General features: G+C 69.7%; 25 protein-coding genes. 10 read left to right on the forward strand and 15 right to left on the reverse strand.

Going from position 1 to position 24,839, the window contains the following annotated elements; translation table 11 throughout:
• Positions 1-98: 98 nt before the first annotated feature.
• On the forward strand, positions 99-788 hold the full coding sequence (locus OED52_RS18415) for an SDR family NAD(P)-dependent oxidoreductase (protein WP_264152268.1): 690 nt from the start codon (positions 99-101) through the stop codon (positions 786-788).
• A 7-nt stretch (positions 789-795) separates the two neighbouring features.
• Here the strand turns inward: OED52_RS18415 and OED52_RS18420 are convergent, their stop codons facing one another.
• The 3 genes from OED52_RS18420 to OED52_RS18430 all read right to left on the reverse strand — a co-directional run bounded on the left by OED52_RS18420 (position 796) and on the right by OED52_RS18430 (position 3,391).
• Positions 796-1,071, reverse strand: a complete 276-nt coding sequence (locus OED52_RS18420; RefSeq protein WP_264152269.1) for a WhiB family transcriptional regulator — start codon at positions 1,069-1,071, stop codon at positions 796-798.
• 170 nt (positions 1,072-1,241) lie between these two features.
• A complete protein-coding gene (locus tag OED52_RS18425) occupies positions 1,242-2,462 on the reverse strand; it encodes a CaiB/BaiF CoA transferase family protein (protein ID WP_264152270.1) in 1,221 nt (406 codons plus the stop codon).
• A gap of 125 nt (positions 2,463-2,587) precedes the next feature.
• Positions 2,588-3,391: an IS5 family transposase gene (locus OED52_RS18430; protein WP_145690968.1), complete on the reverse strand. Its 804-nt coding sequence runs from the start codon at positions 3,389-3,391 to the stop codon at positions 2,588-2,590.
• A 220-nt stretch (positions 3,392-3,611) separates the two neighbouring features.
• On the opposite strand from OED52_RS18430, the gene OED52_RS18435 reads away from it, so the two are divergent.
• On the forward strand, positions 3,612-5,003 hold the full coding sequence (locus OED52_RS18435) for an MFS transporter (RefSeq protein WP_264152271.1): 1,392 nt from the start codon (positions 3,612-3,614) through the stop codon (positions 5,001-5,003).
• A gap of 52 nt (positions 5,004-5,055) precedes the next feature.
• Here the strand turns inward: OED52_RS18435 and OED52_RS18440 are convergent, their stop codons facing one another.
• The gene (locus OED52_RS18440; RefSeq protein WP_264152272.1) at positions 5,056-5,952 is read right to left on the reverse strand and encodes a LysR family transcriptional regulator; all 897 of its coding nucleotides are present in this window, start codon (positions 5,950-5,952) and stop codon (positions 5,056-5,058) included.
• A gap of 44 nt (positions 5,953-5,996) precedes the next feature.
• On the opposite strand from OED52_RS18440, the gene OED52_RS18445 reads away from it, so the two are divergent.
• Positions 5,997-6,914: a CoA transferase subunit A gene (locus tag OED52_RS18445; RefSeq protein WP_264152273.1), complete on the forward strand. Its 918-nt coding sequence runs from the start codon at positions 5,997-5,999 to the stop codon at positions 6,912-6,914.
• The gene (locus tag OED52_RS18450) at positions 6,911-7,687 is read left to right on the forward strand and encodes a CoA-transferase subunit beta (protein WP_264152274.1); all 777 of its coding nucleotides are present in this window, start codon (positions 6,911-6,913) and stop codon (positions 7,685-7,687) included. The genes OED52_RS18445 and OED52_RS18450 overlap by 4 nt, the downstream gene beginning before the upstream one ends.
• A 52-nt stretch (positions 7,688-7,739) precedes the next feature.
• On the opposite strand, the gene OED52_RS18455 is transcribed toward OED52_RS18450, so the two are convergent.
• Positions 7,740-9,371 carry an FAD-dependent monooxygenase gene (locus tag OED52_RS18455; protein ID WP_264152275.1) on the reverse strand — a complete coding sequence of 544 codons (1,632 nt, stop codon included), beginning with the start codon at positions 9,369-9,371 and terminating at the stop codon, positions 7,740-7,742.
• A gap of 42 nt (positions 9,372-9,413) precedes the next feature.
• Positions 9,414-10,376, reverse strand: a complete 963-nt coding sequence (locus OED52_RS18460; RefSeq protein ID WP_264152276.1) for an MBL fold metallo-hydrolase — start codon at positions 10,374-10,376, stop codon at positions 9,414-9,416.
• Between the two features lie 130 nt (positions 10,377-10,506).
• On the opposite strand from OED52_RS18460, the gene OED52_RS18465 reads away from it, so the two are divergent.
• Positions 10,507-11,046, forward strand: a complete 540-nt coding sequence (locus OED52_RS18465; RefSeq protein WP_264152277.1) for a MarR family winged helix-turn-helix transcriptional regulator — start codon at positions 10,507-10,509, stop codon at positions 11,044-11,046.
• A gap of 83 nt (positions 11,047-11,129) precedes the next feature.
• Here the strand turns inward: OED52_RS18465 and OED52_RS18470 are convergent, their stop codons facing one another.
• The 6 genes from OED52_RS18470 to OED52_RS18495 form a co-directional block, all read right to left on the reverse strand.
• Complete coding sequence (locus OED52_RS18470; protein WP_264152278.1) at positions 11,130-12,170, reverse strand: acyl-CoA dehydrogenase family protein; 1,041 nt, start codon at positions 12,168-12,170, stop codon at positions 11,130-11,132.
• Entirely contained in the window at positions 12,167-13,312 is a 1,146-nt protein-coding gene (locus tag OED52_RS18475) for an acyl-CoA dehydrogenase family protein (protein WP_264152279.1), read from the reverse strand. The genes OED52_RS18470 and OED52_RS18475 overlap by 4 nt, the downstream gene beginning before the upstream one ends.
• The gene (locus OED52_RS18480; protein WP_264152280.1) at positions 13,309-13,929 is read right to left on the reverse strand and encodes a TetR/AcrR family transcriptional regulator; all 621 of its coding nucleotides are present in this window, start codon (positions 13,927-13,929) and stop codon (positions 13,309-13,311) included. The genes OED52_RS18475 and OED52_RS18480 overlap by 4 nt, the downstream gene beginning before the upstream one ends.
• 39 nt (positions 13,930-13,968) lie before the next feature.
• Complete coding sequence (locus OED52_RS18485; RefSeq protein ID WP_264152281.1) at positions 13,969-15,126, reverse strand: acyl-CoA dehydrogenase family protein; 1,158 nt, start codon at positions 15,124-15,126, stop codon at positions 13,969-13,971.
• Positions 15,127-15,166: 40 nt separating this feature from the next.
• Positions 15,167-15,976: a crotonase/enoyl-CoA hydratase family protein gene (locus OED52_RS18490; RefSeq protein ID WP_264152282.1), complete on the reverse strand. Its 810-nt coding sequence runs from the start codon at positions 15,974-15,976 to the stop codon at positions 15,167-15,169.
• Positions 15,977-16,083: 107 nt separating this feature from the next.
• On the reverse strand, positions 16,084-17,622 hold the full coding sequence (locus OED52_RS18495) for an ABC1 kinase family protein (protein ID WP_264152283.1): 1,539 nt from the start codon (positions 17,620-17,622) through the stop codon (positions 16,084-16,086).
• A 122-nt stretch (positions 17,623-17,744) separates the two neighbouring features.
• Between OED52_RS18495 and OED52_RS18500 the strand changes: the two genes are divergently transcribed.
• The gene (locus OED52_RS18500) at positions 17,745-18,770 is read left to right on the forward strand and encodes a sigma-70 family RNA polymerase sigma factor (RefSeq protein ID WP_264152284.1); all 1,026 of its coding nucleotides are present in this window, start codon (positions 17,745-17,747) and stop codon (positions 18,768-18,770) included.
• Between the two features lie 7 nt (positions 18,771-18,777).
• Here OED52_RS18500 and OED52_RS18505 read toward each other — a convergent pair whose 3' ends face one another.
• Positions 18,778-19,236 carry a VOC family protein gene (locus OED52_RS18505; protein ID WP_264152285.1) on the reverse strand — a complete coding sequence of 153 codons (459 nt, stop codon included), beginning with the start codon at positions 19,234-19,236 and terminating at the stop codon, positions 18,778-18,780.
• Positions 19,237-19,318: 82 nt separating this feature from the next.
• Complete coding sequence (locus OED52_RS18510) at positions 19,319-19,852, reverse strand: hypothetical protein (protein ID WP_264152286.1); 534 nt, start codon at positions 19,850-19,852, stop codon at positions 19,319-19,321.
• A gap of 137 nt (positions 19,853-19,989) precedes the next feature.
• Here OED52_RS18510 and OED52_RS18515 point away from each other — a divergent pair, with 137 nt between their 5' ends.
• The 4 genes from OED52_RS18515 (at position 19,990) to OED52_RS18530 (ending at position 23,494) form a co-directional block, all read left to right on the forward strand.
• Positions 19,990-21,198 (forward strand): sensor histidine kinase, encoded by a 1,209-nt coding sequence (locus OED52_RS18515; RefSeq protein WP_264152287.1) that lies wholly within the window; start codon positions 19,990-19,992, stop codon positions 21,196-21,198.
• Positions 21,195-21,854, forward strand: a complete 660-nt coding sequence (locus OED52_RS18520) for a response regulator (RefSeq protein WP_264152288.1) — start codon at positions 21,195-21,197, stop codon at positions 21,852-21,854. Before OED52_RS18515 ends, OED52_RS18520 begins: the two co-directional genes overlap by 4 nt.
• 42 nt (positions 21,855-21,896) lie before the next feature.
• Positions 21,897-22,499, forward strand: a complete 603-nt coding sequence (locus tag OED52_RS18525; protein WP_264152289.1) for a DUF1707 SHOCT-like domain-containing protein — start codon at positions 21,897-21,899, stop codon at positions 22,497-22,499.
• A gap of 71 nt (positions 22,500-22,570) precedes the next feature.
• Complete coding sequence (locus OED52_RS18530) at positions 22,571-23,494, forward strand: PaaI family thioesterase (protein ID WP_264152290.1); 924 nt, start codon at positions 22,571-22,573, stop codon at positions 23,492-23,494.
• A gap of 19 nt (positions 23,495-23,513) precedes the next feature.
• Here OED52_RS18530 and OED52_RS18535 read toward each other — a convergent pair whose 3' ends face one another.
• On the reverse strand, positions 23,514-24,728 hold the full coding sequence (locus OED52_RS18535) for a serine hydrolase domain-containing protein (RefSeq protein ID WP_264152291.1): 1,215 nt from the start codon (positions 24,726-24,728) through the stop codon (positions 23,514-23,516).
• Between the last annotated feature and the right edge of the window lie 111 nt (positions 24,729-24,839).

Here is a 24,839-nt window from a genome sequence, read left to right on the forward strand (position 1 = left end):
GTGGAATGTTCACCGATGATCTTCGTATGCGGAGTTGGTGACTTGTCAACAACCCCGCATACCACAGCGACGGCACGGCCGGAGGGGGACCCGACAGTATGCGCACCGTCATCGTCAGTGGAGGTACCGGCGGGCTCGGATCCGCCGTGACCAGGCAACTTCTCGACTCCGGATGGCGGGTCGTGGCGCCCTGGCTGGTCCGCGACGAGCTCGAGCGGGTGGGCACGCACCCGAACCTGCAGCTGGTGCAGGCCGACCTCCGCGACGAGAAGCAGCTCGACGAGGCGGTGCGCGCAGCCACCGGCGACGCGGACGCGCCCCTGTTCGGCGTCGTCAACCTCGTCGGCGGGTTCACCTCGGGGCCGCGCGTGCACGAGACCCCGGTCGAGGTGCTCGACGCCCAGCTCGACCTCAACCTGCGCACCGCGTTCTCCCTCAACCGGGCGGCGCTCCCCCACCTGATCGCCGGGGGCGGCGGGTCGATCGTGTGCATCTCGACCGCCGCGACGAGATCACCCTTCCCGGGTGGCGCGCCGTACATCGCATCGAAGGCAGCCCTGTCGGCACTGGTGGAGACGATGGCGCTCGAGTACCGCGACGACCACATCCGGGTCAACGCCCTGCTGCCCGTCGTCATCGACACCCCCGGCAACCGCGCAGCGATGCCCGACGCCGACACGCGCCGGTGGTCACGACCGGCCGACATCGCGAAGGTCGTCGAATTCCTGCTCTCCGACGCGGGATCCGCGATCACCGGTGGCCTGATCCCCGTCACGAACGTGGGCTGATCCGCGCTCAGGCGGACCGCAGGCGACGCAGCTTCGTCGCGCGTTCGTAGGCCCGTCGTTCGGCGTGGTTCATCCCGCCCCACACGCCGTGCGTCTCACCGGTGCGCACGGCGTGGTCGAGACATTCCACGATCACCGGGCACGCGCGGCAGACCTCCTTGGCCTGCCGTTCCGCCCGTACGGCGGCGCCCCGCCCGTTCTCGACCTGCGGGAAGAACATGGCGGTGTCGACACCGCGGCATCGGGCCGAGATCACCCAGTCACGGTCGCCCGATCGCCACATTGCAGCCTCCACCCCGTTCTGCCCAGAATTTGTACGGCCATTTTTCGGCACAACGGGCGGTGCGTCAATCCGTGAACGGCACCGGGTCCATCAGAATCTGCGATTCCATGCGCTCCCGATTCCTATGGGTCCGTCAGCTCATGGCCGTACATTTCGGACACACGCGACGGTCAGCCGACGATGCCGGCCCTCCTGAGCCCCTCGACCTGTTCCTCGGTGAGCCCGAGCTCGGCGAGCACCGCCTCGGTGTGCTGCCCGAGCGCAGGCACCGATCCCATGGGCAGTTCGACGTCGCGGAAGTTCATGGGCGGCAGGATGCCTCGCACCGGCCCGGCCTCGGTCTGCACCTCGCGCCAGCGGTCGCGGGTGGACAGCTGGGGATGGTCGATGAGTCCGCGCAGGTCGCGCAGCTGCGCGGCGGGCACCCCGGCCGCCGCGAGCTTCTCGTCGAGGTCGGCGCTGGTGAACTTCTCGGTGGCCCGCGCGACCAGCGCGTCGACCTCCACGCGGCGCTTCACCCGCTCGAGGTTGGTGGCGTAGCGCGGGTCGTCGGCCAGTTCGGGCATGCCGAGGACCTCGGTGAGCGTGCGCCAGCCGCGGTCGTTCTGGACGCCGATGAGGATCTCGCCGTCCGAGGTGGGGTACTTGTCGTAGGGCGCTATCGACATGTGCGACAAGCCCATTCGTGGCACCTGCGTGCCCTGGTACATCTGCAGGTACATCGGGTAGCCGAGCCATTCGGCGGTCGCGTCGAACATCGACACGTCGATGGTGGCACCCACGCCGGTGCGGAACCGGCGCAGCAACGCCGCCTGGATCGAGGTCAGCGCGTACATGCCGGCGGCGATGTCCGAGGTGGGGATACCGGTCTTGACGGCGGTCTCCGGCGTGCCGGTGATCGAGCACAGGCCGGTCTCCGACTGCACGAGCATGTCGTAGGCCTTGCGGTCGCGCATCGGCCCGGCGGTGCCGTAACCGGACATGTTGACCACCACGAGTTCCGGATGGTCGGCGCGCAGGTCGTCGGCACCGAGGCCGAGGCGTTCGACCGCGCCGGGGGCGAGATTCTGCAGGAAGACGTCGGCGCCGGCGATCAGTTTCCGTACCGCGTCGATGCCCTCGGGTGCCTTGAGGTCCACCGCGAACGACTCCTTGCCGCGGTTGAGCCACACGAAATGGGCGGCGAGGCCGTGGACGGCAACGTCGTAGGCGCGGGCGAAGTCGCCGTCCCCGACGCGTTCGACCTTGACGACCCGCGCACCGAGGTCCGCCAGATGGCGCGTCGCCAGCGGGGCGGCCACCGCCTGCTCGAGGCTCACCACGGTGATGCCCTCGAGCGGCAGTCCGGCCGAGGTCTCCCCGGGGGCCCGATTCGTTCCGTCGCTCCTCACCGTCGTGTCCTTTCGTGTCCGCGGTCCGGAACCGCCGTCGTCGCTGTATGTCTACCAGGCTGCGCAACCGCCGAATTGATACCGCGGTGGCAAAGATCTGCATTCGATTGGGTATTGAGGTTTTCTCACCAGGCCGGTGCTTGCAGGTGAAGAAGAACGAGAGCCGCAGCAGCGATCGAGCCGATCCTCCACGGACATAGACTGATTCGCTGCAGCGCCTTCCACCGGGTCTTCAGCAGCGCGTTCGCGCGTTCGGCCGGAGCACGCATCGCAGACAGCAGCGTGTTGCGGCAACGAGTGCCGATATCGAGATCACGGCCTTTCGTCGGGACGTGGACGCCGATCCCGGCACCGGTGTACCCCTTGTCGGCGAGGGTGGGCATCCCGCCGGCGGCAGCGTGGTAGAGGGCGCCGAGGATCCCGCCCCGACGAGCAGCGGTGAGGTCGTGCACCGAACCGGGGGCAACCTCGGACACCCAGATCGGGTAGCCGGTCGGATCGGTCAGGACCTGGACGTTGCCGCCGTGGCGGCGATGTTTACCCGAGTACCACACGTCGTGCCCGGACTCGGAACGCTCCCGGCAGCGAGTCGAGGCGATGAGGGTGCCGTCGAGACAGACATGCTCCCAGCCGGACTCGATCCCACGTTCGAGCACGTCGTGCAGGTCCGGGGCGTGCGCAGCGATCACGTCGATACCTTCGTGGAGATACCGGTAGGCGGTGGCCTGCGAGATGCGGGCATCGCGCGCCAGGGTGGCGACGTCGGTGCCGTCGCGGAACCACCGCAGCACCATCAGAGCCTGGACGTAGACGGTCGCGGCCCGCTGCCACGGCCGGCGATCGGTCCTGCGGCGGTGGGCAGCGAGGATACGGGCGACGAAGGTCAGGGTGTGCTCGGGCACGTCGAGCGTGGCACGATAGGTAATCACGTGGGGTCCTGCTCCGGGTTGCTTCTTGCTCGAAACAATCCCTACCAGGCAGGACCCCACGTCCTCTTTTCACGCCACACCGTTCGGATGTCTTTGCTGTCGTCGGTGACTCTCTGGTGAGAAAACCTCATTGGACTGCAAAGCTGCGCCCTGCGACGCTCGAATGAGACGTAGACCACACCGCTACCTCCTCCCCGGAGGCACGACGCACGGAGGGTGCATGAGTTCGTCCACCGCCACCGACAAGGAGATCGCGAGGAAGGCCCGCAAGGCCGGCATCGCCTCCTTCATCGGTACCACCATCGAGTGGTACGACTTCTACATCTACGGCACCGCCGCGGCCCTGGTGTTCGGCAAGGTGTTCTTCTCCGACGAACTGTCCGGGGGTGTCGCGACCCTTCTGGCCTTCGTGACCCTGTGGGCCGGCTTTCTCGCCCGCCCGCTCGGCGGCATCGTCTTCGGCCACCTCGGCGACCGGATCGGCCGCAAGAACACCCTCGTCATCACCCTCGTGATGATGGGTATCGCGACCGTCGGTATCGGCCTGCTGCCCACCTACGCGCAGATCGGCATGTGGGCCCCGATCCTGCTGGTGCTCCTGCGAGTGCTGCAGGGTGTCGCGGTCGGTGGCGAATGGGGCGGCGCCGTCCTGATCGCCAGCGAGAACGCACCCAAGGGCAAGGGGATCCTTTACTCGGCTTTCGCGCAACAGGGTTCGCCCGCAGGCAACCTGCTGTCGACGATGGCGTTCTTCTTCCTCGCCGCGCTGCCGACACCGCAGTTCATGATGTGGGGCTGGCGCATCCCGTTCCTGCTCTCCGGTGTGCTGGTCGTCATCGGCATGGTCATCCGCCTCAAGCTCGAGGAATCGGATGCGATGAAAGCCGTTCTGGCGCGCAACAAGACGGTCAAGCTCCCCATCAAGGAGGTGCTGCGCAAGCACTGGGTACTGGTCCTGCTCGGCGCCGGCGCCCTCCCGCTCGCCCAGGTGACCTACTTCAAGAACACCTTCGCGCTGTCGTGGGCGACGAGCGAACTCGGTTACGAGCGCGGCACCTTCCTCGCCATCATCGCCATCGCTCTGGTGGTGCAGTTCATCGTGCAGCCGTTCGGCGCCGTGCTGGTGTCGAAGATCGACATGCGCAAGGCCATGCTGCTCATGATCGTTCCGGAGCTGTTCCTGATGCCCGCGATGTTCTTCGCGATCCGCACCGAGACCTTCGCGATCGCCGCGATCGGCATGTGCCTGGCCACGATTCCGCACTCGATGTTCTACGGCGCCATCGCCGGCATCCTCGCCCGCGCCTTCCCCGCGAACATCCGCTATTCGGGCCTGTCCCTGGCCTACCAGCTGTGCTCGCTGATCGTCGGCGGCGGCACCCCGGTGCTCGCACAGTGGCTGCTCAACTCCTCCGGTGACGTCACCGGCGTCGCGATCGCGGCCGCCTGCTACGCCGCGGTGTCCCTGGTGTGCACCCTGGCGCTCCTGAAGCGCACCGGCTACGACCCGAAGGCCCCGTCCGTCGCCGAGCAGTCCGACGCCGACGAACTCGCCCTCGAGCAGGCGAACGAGGCCGCGGCACAGTCCGGAACCAGCCGCATCCATGCGTAGTCCGGACATCTCCTGCTCGGGACCGGCCGGCGTCTCCACCGGCCGGTCCCGGTCACTCCGGGGTCGGAAGCGCCTGCTCCGACAGCCGCAGCACCTCGGCGAGGGCCGCACTGTCGTCGTCCTCGCGCCACACCAGCCGCACGTCGAGCGGTTCGGGATGGTCGGCCAAAGGCACGAACACCACCTCGGGGTTGATGACGTTCGCCGCGACCGACGAGACGGTCATCGACACGCCCACCCCGGCGGAGACGAGCGCGACCAGCGACAGCGAATCCGGGGCGCTCTGCACGATTCTCGGGGTGAATCCCGCGTCGTGCGCGAGGCGCAGCAGCAACTCCCGCAGCATCGATCCGGGTTCGGCCGGCAGCATCACCCACGGTTCGGTGGCCAGATCCGCCAGACCCACCTTCTCGCAGCCGGCGAGCGGATGTTCGGCGGGCAGTGCGACGACGAGGCTCTCCCGGGCGATCACCCGCGAGGCGATGCCCGGCGGGGAGAACAGCAGTCGCACGATGCCGATGTCGAGCGCCCCCGCGGCGAGTTTGTTGAGTGCCTCGCTGGCGTAGGCCGAACTGTCGAGGACGAATTCGATGCCCGGGTGGGTGCGGCGCACGAGTTTCGCCCAGCGCCCCACGAGGCTGTGGGAGGACGAGCCGGCGAACCCGATGCGTACCCGCCCGGTCTGCCCGGATCCGGCGGACGCCACGGCCATCTCCGCCAGTCTGCAGGCATCGAGGATGTTCCGGGCCGGTTCGACGAGGGCGCGACCGCTCTCGGTCAGCCGCACGCTGCGGGTGCTGCGTTCGAACAGTTCCGCGCCGAGTTCCTTCTCGAGGCGGCGGATGGTGCGGCTCAGCGGTGGCTGGGCCATGTGCAGGCGCTGCGCGGCCCGGCCGAAGTGCAGTTCCTCGGCCACCGCGAGGAACGCTTTCACCTGCTGGATCTCCACACGTCGATTATCGCGGACCACCGACCCCACGGAGGACGACCGGTATGCCGGACGAACTGATGACCATGCGCGAGGCGATCGCGACCTACGTCGAGAACGGGATGACCGTTGCCCTCGAAGGTTTCTCACATCTGATCCCCTTCGCCGCGGCCCACGAGATCATCCGCCAGGGCCGCCGCGACCTGACCCTGTGCCGCATGACCCCGGATATCGTCTCCGACCAGCTCATCGCCGCCGACTGCGTGTCGAAACTCGTCGCGTCGTTCTTCGCCAGCGGCTCGGCCGGCTCGCTCCACGAGATCCGTCGCCGCATCGAGCACCACGACCCCGTGCGACTCGAAGTCGAGGAGTACAGCCACTACGGCATGGTCTGCCGCTACCAGGCCGGCGCCGCCGGGCTGCCGTTCTTCCCGCTGCGCTCCTATGCCGGCAGCGACCTGCCGAAGCTCAACCCGAACATCCGGCTCGTCGACGATCCCTTCGGCGAGGGCTCGGTGTACGTGGTGCCACCACTGAACCCGGACGTGACGATCATCCACGCCCAGCGCGCCGACCGCGCCGGCAACACTCAGATCTGGGGCATCGCCGGGGTACAGCAGGAAGCCGTCTACGCCGCGAAGAAGGCGATCGTGGTGGTCGAGGAGATCGTCGACGACGACGTGGTGCGGTCGGATCCGAGCCGCACCCTGATCCCCTCGCACGCCGTCGACGCGGTGGTGCTGTGCCCCCGCGGCGCGCATCCGTCCTACGCGCAGGGCTTCTACGACCGCGACTGCGCGTTCTACCGCCGCTGGACCGCCATCAGCAAGGACCCCCAGGCCCTGCGCACCTGGCTCAAGGAATGGGTGTACTCCACCGCCGACCACGGCGAGTATCTCGACAAGCTCGGCGAGGACTACTGGACCGGCCTCGCCGTCGCACCCCGCTGGTCCGGGGCCGTCAACTACGGGAGCCGACAGTGACCACCACCGAACCCTTCTCCACCACCGAACTGATCGTCTCGGTCGCCGCCCGCGCCCTGGCCGGCAAGACCCGCGTGTTCGCCGGGGTAGGGCTGCCCACCCTCGCGGTGGATCTCGCGGCCCGCACGTCGAATCCCGACGTCGAGCTGATCTACGAATCCGGGGTCTGCGGAGCCCATCCCGAGGCGATGGCCGAGGGCATCGCCGACTCGGTGGTGGTCTCCGGCGCCGAATCCGTGGTGTCGATGGCGGCGCTGTTCGGTTACGTCCTCCAGGGCGGCAACGTCGACGTCGGGTTCCTCGGGGCGGCGCAGATCGATCGCTACGGCAGCCTCAACACCAGCGTGATCGGCGACTGGGACAAACCCACCGTGCGGCTGCCCGGCGGCGGTGGGGCGGTGGAGATCATGCCCAACGCCGGGGAGGTGTTCGTGATCATGCGCCGGCACGACCCGGCGGCGTTTCCCGCCGAACTGGACTTCTGCACCTCACCGAGCCCGGTGCGGGCCCGCGCATCCGGCGCCGGGACCATGCCCCGCGGGCGCGGGGTGACGAAGGTGTTCACCGGCCTCGGGGTGCTCTCCCGCACCGGACCCTTCGACGAACTCGAGCTGACCAGCATCCACCGCGGCGTCACCGTCGAGCAGGTCCGCGCCGCGACCGGCTGGGAGTTGAAGGTCTCCGACGGCCTCACCGTCACCGAGGATCCGACGCCGGAGGAGATCGACCTGCTGCGCAACGAGATCGACACGGTTCGCTTGTATCTGCGTTGAGAACGCCCGGGCGGTCCTCCCCCGGCAGGAAGGACCGCCCGGGCGGATCGGATCAGCTCGCCAGCACCTGTGGCGCCGCCGCGCACTGTCCCTGGGCACGGCGCAACGCCGTGAACACCGCGCCGGTGTCCGAACCGTCCACCACGGCGGCGATGTGCGCGTCGGGCCGGACGATCCACACCTCGTGCGGCTTCGCTTCCAGCACCGAGGCGAGCAGTCCGGTGTGGTCGATCTCCGGCAGGGCGTGGATGCGCAGCGGCGCGGAGGTGGCGGTCAGGGCGATGTCCCGCAGCAGCGCCGGGTCGACGTCGTCGCCGTGCAGCAGCAGGAAGCCGTCGCGGGCGATACTCCGCAACCGGGTCTCGCCGCGACCGCGGACCGTCACCGGCAGGTCCGGCACCAGCACACCGGGCACCGGGTCCGGGCTGTGGCCGCGTTCGGGCCGGCCCCCGAACGGACGCTCCGGATCCGCGGTGGTCAGCGGGGAGTCGACGTACCAGAAGGGCTCGGACAGGCGTCCCGAATCCACCAGGCGACAGGCCTGTTCGTCTGTGTGCGCCGCTTCGAGGATCCCGAGTCGCCGGGCCGCCTGTTCGTCGTCCTGCGGCACGAGGAAGTCCATGGTCGCCGCCGTGACGTCGAGGTTCTCCCGGGCCGCGGCGCGGCGTTCGAGGTCGTAGCTGTCGAGCAGGGAGTCGCCGGCCCAGCCCCGCAGCACGAACGCCAGTTTCCACGCGGCGTTCTCGGCGTCGAGGACACCGGAGTTGAGGCCCCGCGCCCCGAACGGCGACACGATGTGCGCGCAGTCCCCGGCGAGCAGGATCCGGCCCACCCGCATGCGGTCGGCGAGACGAGCGTGGAAGCGGTACACAGACTTCCACACGATCTCGTAGTCGACGTCGCCGATGATGCGGCGGATGCGGCGGTCGAGCGCGCCGGATTCCGCCTCGGCGTCGAGGTCGTAGTCGCCGGGCACCTGCCAGTCGATGCGGAAGGTCGAGTCCGGGCAGGGGTGGATGAGCACCTGCCGCCCCGGATTCCACTCGGGGTCGAAGTGGAAGCGGCGTTCGTTGCCCCAGCCGGGGATGTCGGCCCGGATGTCGCAGATGAGGAACTTGTCGTCGAACGACCGTCCCGGGAACTCGACGCCGAGCTGCCGACGCAGGTCCCGGGCCCGGGAGCCGGCGGCGAGGACGACGTGGTCGGCCGTCACGGTCACCGGTCCCGAGGACGTCTCGCAGTGCAACCGGACCTCGTGCTCGTCCTGGTCGACGGACGTGACGGTGTGGTCCCACCGCACGTCGATCGACGGTTGCGCCGCGATGGCCTCGTCCATGAGCTGTTCGGTGCGCGTCTGCGAGATGTTGACGAAGGGCGGGAACTCCGACCGTCCGTGGTCGACGAAAGGCTGTGCGAACAGCTCCGTGTCGCGGTGGAAGGTGCGGGCGATCTCCCAGGTGACGCCCTCGTCCGCGATCCGCCGGCCGACACCGACGGCCTCCCAGACCTCGAGCACGTCGCGCTGCTGGCAGATGGCCTTCGACCCGATGGGGTCGCGTTCGGGGCGGCCGTCGAGCAGCACGACCCGGATTCCCCAGCGGGCCAGCAGCAGTGCCGTGGTCTGGCCGACCGGTCCGTTGCCGACGACCGCGACGGTGCCGGAGTGGATGTTCTTCACGCCCATGAGCTCGTCCTCCTGCTTCTCGTCCGGGCCTGTCGTCCGGGCTCAGCCCTGCAGCTGGGCCCAGACCTCGCGGTCGCGTTCGGCGGTCCAGATGACGGGCCGTTCGATGCCGGAGAGTTCGTCCCACAGGCGCGAGACGTCGAAGGGCAGGCAGTGCTCGAAGATCGGCCAGTGCCCGTACTGCTCGTACAGGGCCGCGTGGGTGGCCTCGAAGGCCTCCTTGAGGGTGCCGCCGCGCTGCTGCACCGCACCCACCTCGCGGATCATGGTGGCCAGGAAGTGGCGGGTCTGCTCGATCGCGGCGTCGACCTCCTCGCGGCCGCGGCTGACGGCCCCGCGGCCGCCGACGAGCGTCTCGGCGCCGAGGGCCTTGACGGCGTCGAGGGTGCCGGTCGCCCAGTCGCGGTGGAAGGCGTCGCCGGTGTAGAGCGCGGCCTGGGCCTCGACGAGATCGCCGGCGAACAGGATCTTCTGCTTCGGCAGCCACGCGACGATGTCGCCCTCGGTGTGGCCGCGGCCGAGGAACTGCAGGACCAGATCGCCGCGGTCGCCGCCGAGGTCGATGGTCAGGCGGTCGGAGAAGGTCGCCGTGGGCCAGGTGAGGCCGGGGACGCTCTCGGCGCCCTTGGCCAGGCGCGGCATCCGGCCGAACTCCGATTCCCAGTCCTCACGGCCGCGTTCGGCGATGAGCTTGTAGGTGTTCTCGTGGGCGACGATGGTCTCGGCGTCGAACGCGGAGGCGCCGAGGACGCGCACCGCGTGGTAGTGCGACAGGACGAGATAGCGCACCGGCTTGTCGGTGTGCTCGCGCAGCTTGGCGAGCCAGTCCTGGGCAGCGACAGGGGTGGCGAGCGCCTCGAAGCAGACGACGAAGTCTTCCCCCTCGATGGCGCCGATGTTGGGGTCACCCTCGGCGGTGAGGGCGTACACGCCGTCGGCGAGCACCTCGAGGGTCTGTTGCTTCTCCCCCAGGTCGGCGGAGGAGGCGAAGGAGAGTGCGGTCATCGGAGAACACCTCGATTGATCAAAGGTTTGAACGAATACGAGGGCAATGTAAGCACCGCCACACGAAATGCGCAAGCCTTTGACTATTTTCTGCGACATCCCGGACGCTCGCGCCTCTACTGTTACGGGCATGGCCGAACGCCCCGAGAACCTCGACGACCTGGACTTCCTGTCGTTCATCGACTTCGCGGTCGACCGGACGACCAGCGAGATACCCGAGGTGGACCCCAAGGCGATGCGACTGGGGCTCGGACTCACCCGCGTCGCGAGCGCGATGATCTACGACCTCGAGGCCGAGGTGCACCGCCCCTCGGGCTGGAGCTGGCCCGGCTTCCGCATCCTGTTCGTGCTGTGGCTGGCCGGCCCCAGCGACGCCAAGCGCGTCGCACGCCTGTCCGGCGCGAGCCGGGCCGCGGTGTCGGCGCTGGTCAACACCCTGGAGCGGGACGGGCTGGTGCACCGGCGACGGTCGAGCACCGACCGGCGGGCGGTGGAGCTGTCGCTGACCGAGGCCGGTCGCGAGGTCATCACCGACACCTACATCCGGCACAACCAGCGCGAGCAGACCTGGGCGAAGGCGCTCACCGGCCCGGAGCAGACGATCCTGATCGGCCTGCTCGAGAAGCTCGCGCAGGCGGCGACCGGCACGGACGTCCACACCCGCGAATGAACCGCGCCCCTCGGCGTGTGTGCGGTCACACCGAGGGGCACAGTTGTTCAAATATTTGATTTACTTGTGCGCTGGCTCCGGTGTCAGCGTGCCGGACCGCCGGCGATGAGGGCCCACACGTCCGGCGCCGACGTCGCCGCGGCGAGCAGCTCGGCGTCCCACGATGCGACCGTGCCGAACTCGCTGCGCCACGACAGGATCCGGTTGGCGTGCCGGTGCAGCTCGTGTTCCATCGTGAACCCGATCGCGCCGAACGCCTGGTGGGCGTTGCGGGTGACGACCGAGGCGGCGTGCCCCGCGCACGAGGCGGCCGCCGCGATCGCGAACCGGGTCGACGCCTCGCCGAAACCCCCGGCGCGGACCGCGTCGATCGCCGCGTCCGTCGCGGCGTGGGCGAGCGACGCCTCGGTGGCGATGTCGGCGACGAGATGCTGCACCGCCTGGAACCTCGCGAGGGGCCGGCCGAACTGCACACGCGCCGTGGTGTGTTCGACGGTGAGGTCGAGGATCCGGTCCATCGCACCCACCGACTGCAGGGCCCGCAGCAGGGCGCCGCGGTAGCGGAACTGCTCCGCGACACCGTCCGGCACCGCGGCTCCGGTGAGCGTCGTCGTGTCGAGCCGGAGGTGGTCGCGCGGTTCGGCCGCGAGGTTCACGGACTCGGTGAGTTCGACGTCGCGGCGCGGGATCTCGGCGACCCGCCATCCCTCACCCGAGTCCCACAGCACGACGAGTGCGTCGGCGTAGCGGGCCCACGGCACGTGCCGGGCCGTTCCGTCCCCGTCGAGCAGCGCGGCGGTACGCACGGCCGGCTCGACCGGCAGCCCCGCGGTCTCGAGCAGCCATCCTGCGAGCAGGTCGTTCTCCCCGAGCGGCACCGCTGCCGCGGCACCCCCGGCGGCCTCGTGCAGCAGCGCGGCCTCGAGCCAGCCCGCACCGCTGCCGCCGGTGGCCTCCGAGCCGGTCAGTCGGTCGAGTCCCAGTTCGGTGAGGGTCGTCCACAGTTCCCGGTCGAGTTCGATCACCTCACCGATGCGGTGGTCGTCGCCCGGGGTGAACAGGTCGGACAGCATCTGCGCGAAGTCACGCAGTTCGGTCGTCTCCAGGATGTCGTGTCCGCTCATCGCATTCCCAATCCTCGTGCGATGACCCCGCGCAGGATCTCGCTGGTTCCGCCGCGCAGTGTGAAGCCCGGACACTGCATGACGCCGGCCCGCACGAGCTGCGCGAGATGATCGTCCGCCGCGGTGTAGCCGACGAGTTCGTCGGCGAGATCGGCGAGGTCGCCCTCGGTCCCGGTGCCGAGCACCTTCACCACCGAGGCGGCGAGATCGGCCTTCTCCCCGCGTTCGAGGGACTCGGACACCGCCGTCGACATGCGGTGCAGGCCCGCCATGCGGCCGATGACCGCCCCGAGCCGGGTGTCGGCCTCGACCTTCCCCTCGGCGACACCGCGGACGAGGGATTCGAGCACCCCGAAGGTGGACAGGAAGCGTTCGGGGCCGCTGCGTTCGTAACCGAGTTCGCTGGTGACCTGCTCCCAGCCCGCGCCGATCGCTCCGAGGACGAGGTCGTCGGGGACGAAGACGTCGTCGAGTACCACCTCGTTGAAGTGGTGGTCACCGGACATCGACAGGATCGGCCGGATCGTCACGCCCGGGGAGTCGAGCAGGACGATGAACTGGCTGAGCCCGTCGTGCCGGTGCGCCGGATCGAGCGGGGCGGAGCGGGCCAGCGCGAAGAAGGCGTCGGCGTGGTGCGCGCCCGACGTCCACAGCTTCGTCCCGTTGATCCGCCAGCCGCCGTCCACGCGGGTCGCCTTCGTCTTCACGCTCGCGAGGTCGGATCCGGACTCGGGCTCGGACATGCCGATGGCCCAGCAGATCTCACCGGCGGCGATGCCCGGCAGGAACCGTCGCTTCTGTTCCTCCGTGCCGTACTTCAGCAGCGAGGGTGCGGCCTGCCGGTCGGCGACCCACTGCGCCGCGACCGGGGCGCCCACCGCGAGGAGTTCTTCGGTGACGACGAACCGCTCCATGAAGGTGCGGCCGTGCCCGCCGTACTCGACGGGGATGGTCATGCCCACCCAGCCGCGGGCGGCGAGCGCCCGGGTGAACTCGGGGTTCCAGCGGGTCAGCCAGGTGTCGATGCCGGGGGTGAACACCCCCGCCTCGATCTGTTCCTTCAGGAACGCCCGCACCTCGGCGCGGAGTTCGGCGAGGGCCGGATCGGGGGTGCCGGCGCGCGGCACGAGTCGTGTGCTCATGATGATCCTTCTGTTCCGCGGGGACGGTCGATCGTCTCGTTCGGGCACAGCAGTGCGAGTGCCATCTGCGCGTAGCGGTCGGCGATCTCGTCCGGCCCGTCGGGACCGTCGGGGTCGTACCAGTTCGCGATCGCGGAGGTCATGGCGAGGATCGCGCGACGGCAGTCGTCGGGGTGCCGGGTGGTGAACACCCCTTGTTCGACACCGCGTTCGATGATGTCGCGGATGCGCCCCTTGCCGACGCGCCGCCGCTGCTCGTACAGTCGCGCCCCCTCGGGTTCGAGGTTGCGCACCTCCGTCGCGACCATCCGCCCGTGCTCGGGGAACTTCGTGCGGAAGACGACGTTCCCCCGCACGAAGGCCCGGAGTTGTTCGAGGGGATCGTCACCGGCACCGGCCAGTTCGGCGTCGCACACGGCGTCGTAGGCGTCGACGCCGTCGAGCAGGATGGCCAGCAGGAGGTCCTGCTTGCTCTTGTAGTGGTAGTACAGGGCGGACAGGCTCACCCCCGCCTCCTGGGCGATGGCCCGGATCGAGGCGGCACCGTATCCGTTGCGCACGAATTCCTTCCGCCCTGCCTCGATGAAGACCCGCTGCTTCGGGGACGGTGTTCTCACCACGTCGCTCCTGCCGGTACGCCCTGCAGCCCTATGGTTCTACAGCCCCAGATCCTTGGAGATGATGGTCTTCATGACCTCGCTGGTGCCGCCGTAGATGCGGGTCACGCGGGTGTCGGCGTACAGCCGGGCGATGGGGTACTCGGTGATGTAGCCGTAGCCGCCGTGCAGCTGCAGGCACTTGTCGATGACGCGGCCGGCGACCTCGGTGCAGAACAGCTTGGCGCGGGCCGCATCCGCGACCGTGAGTTCCCTGCGGTCGAGCAGTTCGAGGCAGTGGTCGACGTAGACCCGGGCGGCCTGGGTCTCGGCGGAGCACTCGGCGAGCACGAACTTGGTGTTCTGGAAGGAGGCGACCGGCTTGCCGAACACCTTGCGTTCCTTGGTGTACGCGATGGCGTGGGCGATGGCGGCCTCGGCGAAACCGACCTGGTTCAGCGCGATGCTGATGCGTTCCTGGGGCAGGTTGTGGGTGAGGTACTCGAAGCCCTTGCCCTCCTCGCCGAGCAGGTTCTCCACCGGCACCTTCACGTCGGTGTAGGACAGTTCGGCGGTGTCCTGGGCGTGCAGGCCGATCTTGTCGAGCTTGCGGCCGACCGCGAATCCCTCGGAGGCGGTGGGCACCGCGATGATCGACAGGCCGCCGCGGCGGTTCTCGGGGTCGAAGGGGGACGTGCGGCACACCGTGAGGACGAGATCGGCGGTGGCACCGCCGGTGATGAAGGTCTTGGCGCCGTTGACGATGTAGTGGGTGCCGTCCTCGGACAGTTTCGCGGAGGTGGCGATGTTCGCGAGGTCGGAGCCGGTGCCCGGTTCGGTCATCGCGATGGCGGTCATGATCGAGCCGTCGGCGAAGCCGGGGAGCCAGCGCTTCTTCTGTTCCTCGGTGGCGTATTCGAGCAGGTACGGCAGGATCAGGCAGGTGTGGACGGTGTAGGCGCCGAACGACACTCCCGCGCGGGAGACCTCCTCGAACACGATGGTGTTGTACTTGAAGCTGGATTCGCCACCGCCGCCGTACTCCTCGGGAACCTGGACGCCGAGGATGCCGAGTTCCCCGAGCCGGTGGAAGAATTCGCGCGGAGGATGCCCCGCCTCGTCCCATTCCTCACGATGGGGTGCGACTTCACGTTCGATGAAGTCGCGCACCATCTTCCGGAACTGTTCGTGTTCTTCGGTGAAGATCGTCCGCTGCATGGTTCGTCCTGGGTTCGGGGGTTCGGGGTGGGAAAGACGTTCAGTTGCCGGTGAAGTCGCCGGTGCGGCGCTCGAGGAAGGCCGACAGGGCCTCGCGGTGGTCCTGGCTGTGGTGCGACAGCGCCTGGAGCGAGGCCGACAGCTCGAGCAGGGTGTCGAGGTCGACACGCTGGCCCTCGCGCAGCAGCTTCTTGGTCATGCGCAGCGCGTTCGGCGGGTTGACGGCGACGCGGTCGGCGAGGGCCCTGGCGGCGTCGAGGAGCTGCTCGGGTTCGACGACCTGCGAGACCATGCCCCAGTCGAGGGCGGTGGCGGCGTCGACACGGTCGCCCGTGAACGCCATCTCGGCGGCGCGGGCCGCACCGACGGCGCGGGGCAGCAGCCAGGCTCCACCGTCGCCGGGGATGATGCCGAGCTTGACGAAGCTCTCCGCGAAGAACGCCTTCGTGGAGGCGATCCGCATGTCGCACATCATGGCGAGGTCGCAGCCGGCGCCGACGGCGGGACCGTTGACGGCGGCGATGATCGGGACCTCACAGTGGTAGATGGCCTTGGGCAGCCGCTGGATGCCGCGCCGGTAGCCCTCGCGGAGGGCGTGCGGGGCGCCGGCGAACATGCCGGTGCGGTCGGCCATGTCCTTGACGTTGCCGCCCGCGGAGAACGCCGAGCCGGCGCCGGTGAGGATCACGACGCGGGTGTCGATGTCGCGGTTCGCCTCGTCGACGAGTTCGACGAGTCGGTCGACGACCTCGTCACCCGAGATGGGGTTGCGGGCTTCGGGCAGGTTGATCGTCCAGGTCACGACGTGTCCGTCGCGGGTGCTCAGTACGACGTCCCGGGAATCCGACATGCGCGGGCAGTCCTTCCGATCGATGTGACTCACGTCATGAATTTGGTCGAACGATCGTTAAACTACGGGCCGCCGCGACTGCTGTAAAGGCGAAACGGGCCCCGCTGTCAGTCGGGGAGACTCACACCCGATTCGGCAATTCGTATGGCCACCTCGTCGGGGAACACGTTCCGGAAGACGAACGGGTCGCGGCCGAGCACCCAGCCCGGCGCGAGCGCGGTGGCGTACCGCTCGAAGTAACCCAGCTGCTTCCCGAACAACACGAGTTCCTCGGGAGTGGTGGTGTTCCACTTGCGCCCCAGCGCGACGAGCGCACCGATCAGTTCGCTGAGCCGCAACTCCCCCACGTCCTGCCCCAGCAGCGGACCGAAGACCTCGGCGACCTGCCGCCCCACGGCCGCGTCGTCGACGTCGAGATCGGCCGCGACCCCCAGCGCCCGGACGCTGCGCGCCACCGACGTGAAGTCGCCCTCCAGCAACGCCGCCCGGAACAGCTCGCGCAGCAACGCCCGCCACTTCTCCGGCAGCTCCCCCACGATCCCGAAGTCGAGCAGAGCGATCCGCCCGTCGTCGAGCAGCCACAGATTTCCGGCGTGCACGTCGCCGTGGAACGGGCCGTGGCACAGCACCGCCTCCATCCACACCTTCACCCCGCGGCGCACGAGCAGGGCGGTGTCGATGTCGTCCTGGCCCGGGACCACCCGGTCGAGGGGCTTGCCGCGCAGGCGTTCCATGCAGATCACGCGCGGGCCGCACCACTCCCAGTACACCTCCGGCACCGTGACGTAGGCGTTGTCGCCGAACGCGGGGATGTTGCGGCGGAAGCGATCCTGACGGTCCGCCTCGACGGCCGCATTGAGTTCGGTGATCGTCGCGTTGTAGAGATCGCGGATGATGGCCGGGGTGTTGGCGATGCGGAAGAACTCGAACACCCGCAGCAGCTTCGCGCCCATGTAGGCGGCCCGCAGATCGACGAGCATGCGCCGGGCGATGCCGGGCCGCTGCACCTTCACCACCGCCTGCCGGCCGTCGCGCAGCACGCAGGCGTGCACCTGGGCGACGGACGCGGCGGCGAGCGGCACGTCGTCGAACGACGCGAACATCTCGTCGATGCGGTGCCCGAGATCCTCCTCGATCACCGCACGGGCCTGATCCGACGGGAAGGTCGGCACGTCGTCGAGCATGCGCAGGCACGAGTCCGCGAGCGTGCGGGGGAACAGGCCCGGCGACGACGCGATCAGCTGGCCGAGTTTCACGAAGGTGGGGCCGAGATGTTCGAAGGCGTCGACGGTGCCGTCGGCCGCGGCCTTCACGAGGCTGCGCTGCTGCGGCCGGACGACCCACCGCAGCACCGCCCACACCACGAACACGATCAGGACCCCCGCGACCACCACGGCACGGCCGAGTTCGGCGGCGCCGAACCGGTCGAGGGGTGGGGTCTCGACGGCGAGGGCACCGGGCGGCAGACCGTCGGCGTACGGACCCACCGGGCCCCTCTCCCCCGATCCGGTCCTCTCCGCCGATCCGTCCCTGTCCCCCGGCTCGTCGGATGCGTCTTCGCGCAACGTGTGTTCGTGCACGATCTGTCCCCACTCCGTCCACAGCACGCGCTCACCTCGGCGCGACTCCGAGCACCGTACCCGCATCCGGCGCCCGGATCGAGACCCCTCCGCGAGCCCCGCCCCCTCTCGCTCGGCCTGTCCCGTGTCGGTGACTCCGGTTACGCTTCGACCAGTAGCCGCTACCGGCCCCGGGGGTGTCACGGACGATGACGGAACAACTGCTCGACGACTACGCCGACGGAGAATCCGCTCCCGCCGATTTCATGGAGAGCGCCGAGCCGTTCCGCCGCGAGCTGCTCGCCCACTGTTACCGCATGAGCGGTTCCCTGCACGACGCCGAGGACCTCGTCCAGGAGACCTACCTGCGGGCCTGGCGCGGGTACGGGAACTTCGGGGGACGTTCGTCGCTGCGCACCTGGCTGCACCGGATCGCCACCAACGTGTGCCTCACGGCGCTCGAAGGGAAGAGCCGACGCCCGCTCCCCACCGGGCTGGGGGCGCCGAGCAGCGACCCCACCGACGACCTGGTCACCCGCCCCGAGGTGCCGTGGCTCGAGCCGTTGCCCGGCGGCTACGTCGAGGACGACCCGTCGGATCCGGCCACGATCGCGGCCTCCCGCGACTCGGTGCGCCTTGCGTTCGTCGCGGCCCTGCAGCATCTGTCCGCGCGGCAGCGGGCGGTGCTGCTGTTGCGCGACGTGCTGCAGTGGCGGGCCGCGGAGGTCGCGGCGGCGCTCGGCACGTCGACGGCCGCGGTCAACAGCCTCCTGCAGCGGGCCCGCGCGCAGCTGAAGGACGCGCAGGCCCGGGGCGACGCACTCGCCGAACCCGACAGCGCCGAGACCCGCGCGCTGCTGCAGCGCTGGGTGGACGGCTTCGAGAGGTACGACATCGATTCGCTCGTGCAGATGCTCACCGAGGACGCGATCTGGGAGATGCCGCCCTTCGAGGGCTGGTATCAGGGGCCCGAGGCGATCGTCACGCTCATCAAGACCAACTGCCCGGCGAAGGGGCCGGGCGATCAGATCCTGCTGCCCACCCTCGCGAACGGCCAGCCCGCCTTCGGGCTGTACATGGTCGGGGAGGACGGCCGCCACCACCCTTTCCAGCTGCAGGTCCTCGACGTCGTCGACGGTAGAGTCGCGCACGCCACCGTCTTCTTCTCCGACGACATCACCGGGCTGTTCGCCCGGTTCGGGTTGCCGGAGGACCCGGCAACCCGAACCCGTTGACGTCCGGTCACGCCCCGGCGGAGGCTCCCTGCTGAGCGGCGGCCTGCTGGGCGGCGGCCACATCCATCCACATGACTTCCCAGACGTGACCGTCGAGGTCGCGGAAGGCCCGCTGGTGGGCGTATCCGCCCATCTTCTCCTGCGCCCTCTCCCCGCCGGGCGTGACCCATTCCCTGCCACCGGCCGCGATCGCGCCGTCGACCAGCGCGTCGACCGCCTCGCGGCTCTCCGCCGAGATGCACATCAGCACCTCGCGGGCGCGGGTGGTGTCGCAGATGTCGTCGTTGATGAAGTCGCGGAAGCGCGGCTTCTCGAGCAGCATCACGTAGGTCTGTTCGTTGATCTCCAGGCACGCGGTGTTCTCGTCGCAGAACATGTCGTCGAAGGTGAACCCCAGCTTGTCGAAGAACTCGCGGGTGGCGGCGACGTTCTCGACGGCGAGGTTGGCGAAGAGCATGCGGGACATGGTGTCTCTTTCGTGGTTCGGGTGATCGGGTGTCGCAGATACCGACCGGGCGCCCGCCGGAAACTCATCGCGGCTCCGTGATTCACGCCTTCCCGAGCACCCACACCGGGCCCGTCAGCAACCAGATCACCGTGATGACGCCGAGGGTGGGGAAGATCCCGTACAGCGCCGAGGCCTGCTCGGAGTTCGCGACGGTCACCCCGAGGCCGAGGACCGCGGCGGCGCTGATGCCGGCCGCGAGCAGCCACCGTCCGAAATCGACGCATTCCCTGCGGAAGGCCTCCGGCCCCTCCTTCGGTGCCGGTGCCGGTTTCTCCCCACCGGCGAAGTGGTAGGCGAACCGGCGGTCGGCCCACCGCACGACGCTCGGCCCGAAGGCGATGCTCACCCCGAGGTAGATGCCCGCGACGCGGTGGACCCAGCCCACCTCGGCCCCGCGGTGCAGGTCGACGGCGACGGCGGCGAGCAGGACGAGGTCGATCAGCGGGATCAGGGCCAGCAGGACCCCGCCCGCCTTCTGCAGGCGCAGCAGGTAGCGGCAGGCGAGTCCGGCGGCGAGCACGACCCAGAAGGCGATCTCGCATCCCACGATGAAAGCGGCGATGTGGCTGAACATGCTCCCAGATTCGCCCGTCCACCCTCGCGCGCGCGTCGCCCGGCCGGCGGGTGCGGTGTCATCACTTCGGGTGACGCCGACCCCGATCCGCGGGGAGGCCGTGTTCGAATCCGAGAGCCTGTGTTCGAATCGAAGCCGTGACCGAGGAGGAGAACCGCATCCGCGTGGGGCCCGTGGACCCCCGCTACAACTCCCTGCTGATCGCGCTCGCGTACTTCGCGGGTGGGGCGCTGCTGTACGCGCTGGATCTCGGGGTGCTGGTGCCGGACCGCGCGCCACAGCCACTGTGGGTGTGGTTGCTCCTGCTCGCCGGGGTCTGCGCGCCGATGCTGCTGCGCCGCACCCGCCCGCTCCTCGGGCTCGTGCTGGGCAGCGCGGTGGTGCTGATCGACCTCGTCGTCGGGCCGTCGTTGCCGGTGTGGATCGCCTACGGCGACCTGCTCTACGCCGCCGCGCTGTTCGGTTCGGCCCGGACCAGCCAGTTCCTCGAACGCGCGCCCCTGATCCCCATCGGCGTGGGTGCGGTCGCGCTGGGTCTGTGGTTCGGGGACTTGCGGATCGCGGTGTGGGCCGTGTCGATCGCGGCGCTCGTGGTGGTCGTCCCGATCTGGTGGGCGCGGTCGGTGCGGTCGCACCGCGACGCCGCCGAGATCGAGCGGGCACGGGTGCAGGCCCTCACGCGGGTCGCGGAACTGGACCGGCACGCGGCCATCACCGCCGAACGGCAACGTCTGGCCCGCGACCTGCACGACGTCGTGGCCGGGCACCTGTCGTCGATCGCGATCCAGAGCGAAGCCGCCCTGCGCCTGCGCGACACCGACCCGGACCGGGCCCTGGCCGTGCTCGAGTCCGTCCGCTCCGGGAGCGTCGCCGCCCTGCAGGAGATGCAGTCGATGGTGCGGTTGCTGCGCAACGACGACGCCGACGACGAGGCCACCACGGCGGGGCGCCTCGCCGATCTGGAACCGCTGGTCGCGTCGGCGCGCGCCGCCGGCAACGCCGTGCGGATCGAGGGCCCGCCCCCACCGGATCTCGACGCGGACGTCGACCTCACGGCCTACCGGATCCTGCAGGAGGCCCTGACGAACGCGGTGAAGCACGCACCGGGCCGCCCGGTGACGATCCGGTTCGACTCCGGGGCCGATCGTTTGGACATCGAGGTGACGAACCCGGTGACCGGGAAGGACTCCCCGAATCCGGGAGCGGGGCACGGGGTGCGGAACATCGCCGAGCGGGCCGCGGCGGTGGGCGGCCGCGCGCGATCGGGCCGCGAGGGCGACGAGTGGACGACCAGTGTGCAGCTGCCGCTGCGGGAAAGGCAGCTGCGGGAAAGGCATACGACGTGACGATCAAGGTGCTGCTCGCCGACGACCACGGTGCCATCCGGGCCGGTCTGCGGTTGCTGCTCGAGACCAGCGGTGACATCGAGGTGGTGGGTGAGGCCGCCGACGGCGCCGTCGCCATCTCGCAGGCCCGCGCGCTCGATCCGGACGTGGTGCTCATGGACATCCGCATGCCGAACGTCGACGGGATCTCCGCGACCCGCGCGATCACCGGCGAGACCCGGGCGAAAGTGCTGGTGCTGACCAGTTTCGAGATCGACGAGTACGTCTTCGAGAGCCTGCGGGCCGGGGCCGGGGGTTATCTGCTCAAGACCGCCTCGGCCGACACCATGCTCGGTGCGATCCGGTCGGTGCACGCCGGGGAGGCCGTGTTGTCGCCGGAGGTGACCCGCACGGTGATCGACGCGTTCGTGTCGCACTCGCCCAGGCGGCCGGAACCGGTGGACGCCCCGGATCCCGATGTCCTCACCGACCGCGAACGGGAGGTCTTCGACTGTCTCGGTGAGGGGTTGTCCAACCGGCAGATCGCGACCCGCCTCGGCATCGGCGAGAACACCGCGAAGACGCACGTCGCGCGCGTCCTCCACAAACTGGGACTGCAGTCGCGGATCCAGGCGGCCATCCTCGCGCGCGACCTGCCGGGTCCGCGGCGCCCCTAGGATCGGGATGCACAGGACTCGAGACCGAAAGCGCGGGGAACCATGACCGGCAATTCCGATCACGACGATCTGCTGCTCAGCGACGCCGAGCGCATGCACGCGTTGAATGCGCTCGGCGAGCACTACGCCGCGGGCCGTCTCGACAGCGCCGACTTCTACGAGAGGTCGGGTGAGATTGCTTCGGCGCGAACCTTTTCGGCACTGTCACCGTCTTTCCGTGGACTGCCCGGCGGTGTGCCCCTCGAACTGGCCGACGGCCACATCCGGATGATCACCGAGTCCTCGGCGCCGGCCGTCCGCTCCGCGACGTCACCGGCGACGGCACCGTCGGCGGAGGACGAACTCGAGTCGCTGAAGTCGCGGGGCAGCCTGGTCGAGACGCTGGACTGGATCATCATCGGCATCACGCTGGTGACCTTCCTGGTCCTGCAGATCGCCGTCGACTGGGACTACGCGTGGATCGTGTGGCCGTCGCTGATCGTGACCCTGAGCATCCCGCGGCTGATCCTGAAGTACAGCGACGACGACGAAGAGGTCTACGAGGAGCTGAAGAAGTCCGAAGCCGAGGCGCGGAAGAAGCGTCTCGCGGAGGCGTCGGAGCGGATCCGCGAACTGGAGAACCGGCGCGGACCGAAGGCTCCCTGACCCCGGGGCGGACCATCGGAACCCCTGCCCCACCCCCGCCCGGGCGCGCCGCCCCTGGTAGAAGCATGGGCATGGCCATCGAGACCGCACAGTTCTCCGTCGACCGTCCCGGACGCTTCATGGGCGTCGACCTCGAGGTGAGTGACGACGGGTCGCTCTCGATCAGCCAGCCGGTGGGACCGCACCTGTTCGACCACCGCGGGCAGATCACGCTGTCGTCCATCGGGGTCTTCTGCGACTTCGCGGCGGCCGCGCCTGCCGGTCTCGCTCGGCTCGCGGAGACCGGGGAGCGCCCGCAGGGGGTGCTGTCGCATCTGGACGCCTCCCTCGCCCACCCCTTCCCCGTCTCGGGCACCGTCTCCGGGCACGGACGCAGCCTGTTCTACGACGACGCGACCGGGCTGTCGCGCACCGAGGTCCTCGCCGACGACGGCACCCTCGTCGCGCACGTGGTGGCCCGGTCGGTCGTGGTCGGCCGCGGAGCCGTCGACACCGGCACCGCGGAGGACGACGACGTCCTGGTCCGCGACGAGCCGGAACCGTGGATCGACCCGGCCGTCCTGGCCGAGATGCCCGGCCTCGACGTCGTGGCCGGCATCGCCGCGGGCACGCTGCCGCGCGGCCCCCTCGCCGGGCTGCTGGGCCTCGAGGTGACGTCCGCCGAGCGCGGCGACGTCCGGGCCCGACTGACGCCCCGCCCGTGGACGGTCAACATCATCGGCTCGGTGCAGGGCGGTGTGCTCGTCTCGATCGCGGAGACCGTCACCGGGCTGGCGGCGCAGACCCTGACCGGCATCGGTCAGCGGTACCGGCTGCTCGAGATCGGCCTCGACTACCTGCGTTCACCCGCCGTGCCCGGCGACGCCGTCGAGGTCCACAGCCGGGTGATCCGCGCGGGACGTCGCCTCGCCTCGATCGAGACGGTGCTGCACGCCGCCGACGGCACGGTGTACGTGCGGGGCCACGCGAACGTCCAGCTGGTCGCCTCCGCCTGAGCGACCGCCCGGGGGACGGTCAGGAGGCCTGCCGCGCGACCGTCACGGCGGCCGCACCGAGCCGCGGGAACCGTCCGTCGGAGATCGTGGTGAACGCGTTGCCCATGCGGTTGGTGACGAACGCGATCGACAGTCCGGTCTCCACGTCGGCGAACGCTCCCGACCCGCCGAACCCGAAGTGGCCGACCGAGCGGAGCGGCTGCCGGCGCAGCGCCACCCAGCCGGGGTGGTAGCCGAGCCGCCAGTTGGGCCGGATCCCGAGCACGTAGTCGCGTTGCCGGGTCTGCACCTCGAGCAGCTGCTCGACGGTGTCCTCCTTCAGCAGCCGCACGCCGTCGAGGGTGCCGCCGTTGGCGATCGCGCCGTACATGCGGGCCAGGGACCGGGCAGTGAACACCCCGTTCCAGCCGGGCATCACCGCGTCGTGCGCGCGGGGACTGCGCATGAGCTCGTCGAATCCCTCGGCCATCCCGGCCTCGGCGAGTCCCCGCACACCGGGCGCCCGGGAGAGCACCGCCGAGGTCGTGCTCCACGGGGTGGGCAGGAAGTTGACCTTGGGGAAGATCCGGGCCAAGCGGTGCCGCTGGTTCTCGGGTACGTGGTACCAGAACTCCTCCACCCCGAGCGGCTCGGCGATCTCCGTGCGCACGAGTTCCTGGAAGGGGGTGCCCGACGCGCGGGAGGCGACCTCGGCGACGAGATTGCCGTAGGTGACGGCGTGGTAGCCCGGGCCGCGGAGGCGGCGCGGGTCGGGTACGGCAGCGGCCAGGGCGTCGGCGACGGCCTTCGAGTCGAGCAGGCCGTCGCGGCCGGGCACGAGACCGCGGGCCCGGTGCAGACCCGCCCGGTGCGACATCAGCTCGCGGAGGGTGATGGTCTCCTTGCCCGCCGCCGCGAACTCCGGCCAGTACTCGGCCACGGGCGCGTCGTAGTCCAGCAGGCCGCGTTCGGCGAGCCGGTGCACGACGGTGCTGGCCACGCCCTTGCCGGTGGAGAACGACAGCACGATGGTGTCGCGGTTCCACCGCTTGTCGCGGCCCGACCAGCCTGCCCAGATGTCGAGGACGGGTTCGCCGTGCAGATAGCAGGCGAGGGCCGCCCCGCCCTGGCTCGGCTTGTAGAACATCCGGAAGAACAGATCCGCGACCGGCATGAATCGGGGATCCACCAGCATCTGTGTCGACGGAATCGATGGTGTCGACGGTCTCGCTTCCGCCGGGGAACCTTCGGTCATGGGGCCGATGTTAAGAGCATGTGAACTCTTTCGTGGGCGTTCCCCGACTTCTGCGGCCATCCTGTGCTCGGGCTTCTGCGCGCCCACCCCATCCGGTGTAAGGATGAGGAG

The sequence above is a fragment of the Rhodococcus sp. Z13 genome (genome assembly GCF_025837095.1).
GTDB lineage: Bacteria > Actinomycetota > Actinomycetes > Mycobacteriales > Mycobacteriaceae > Rhodococcus > Rhodococcus sacchari.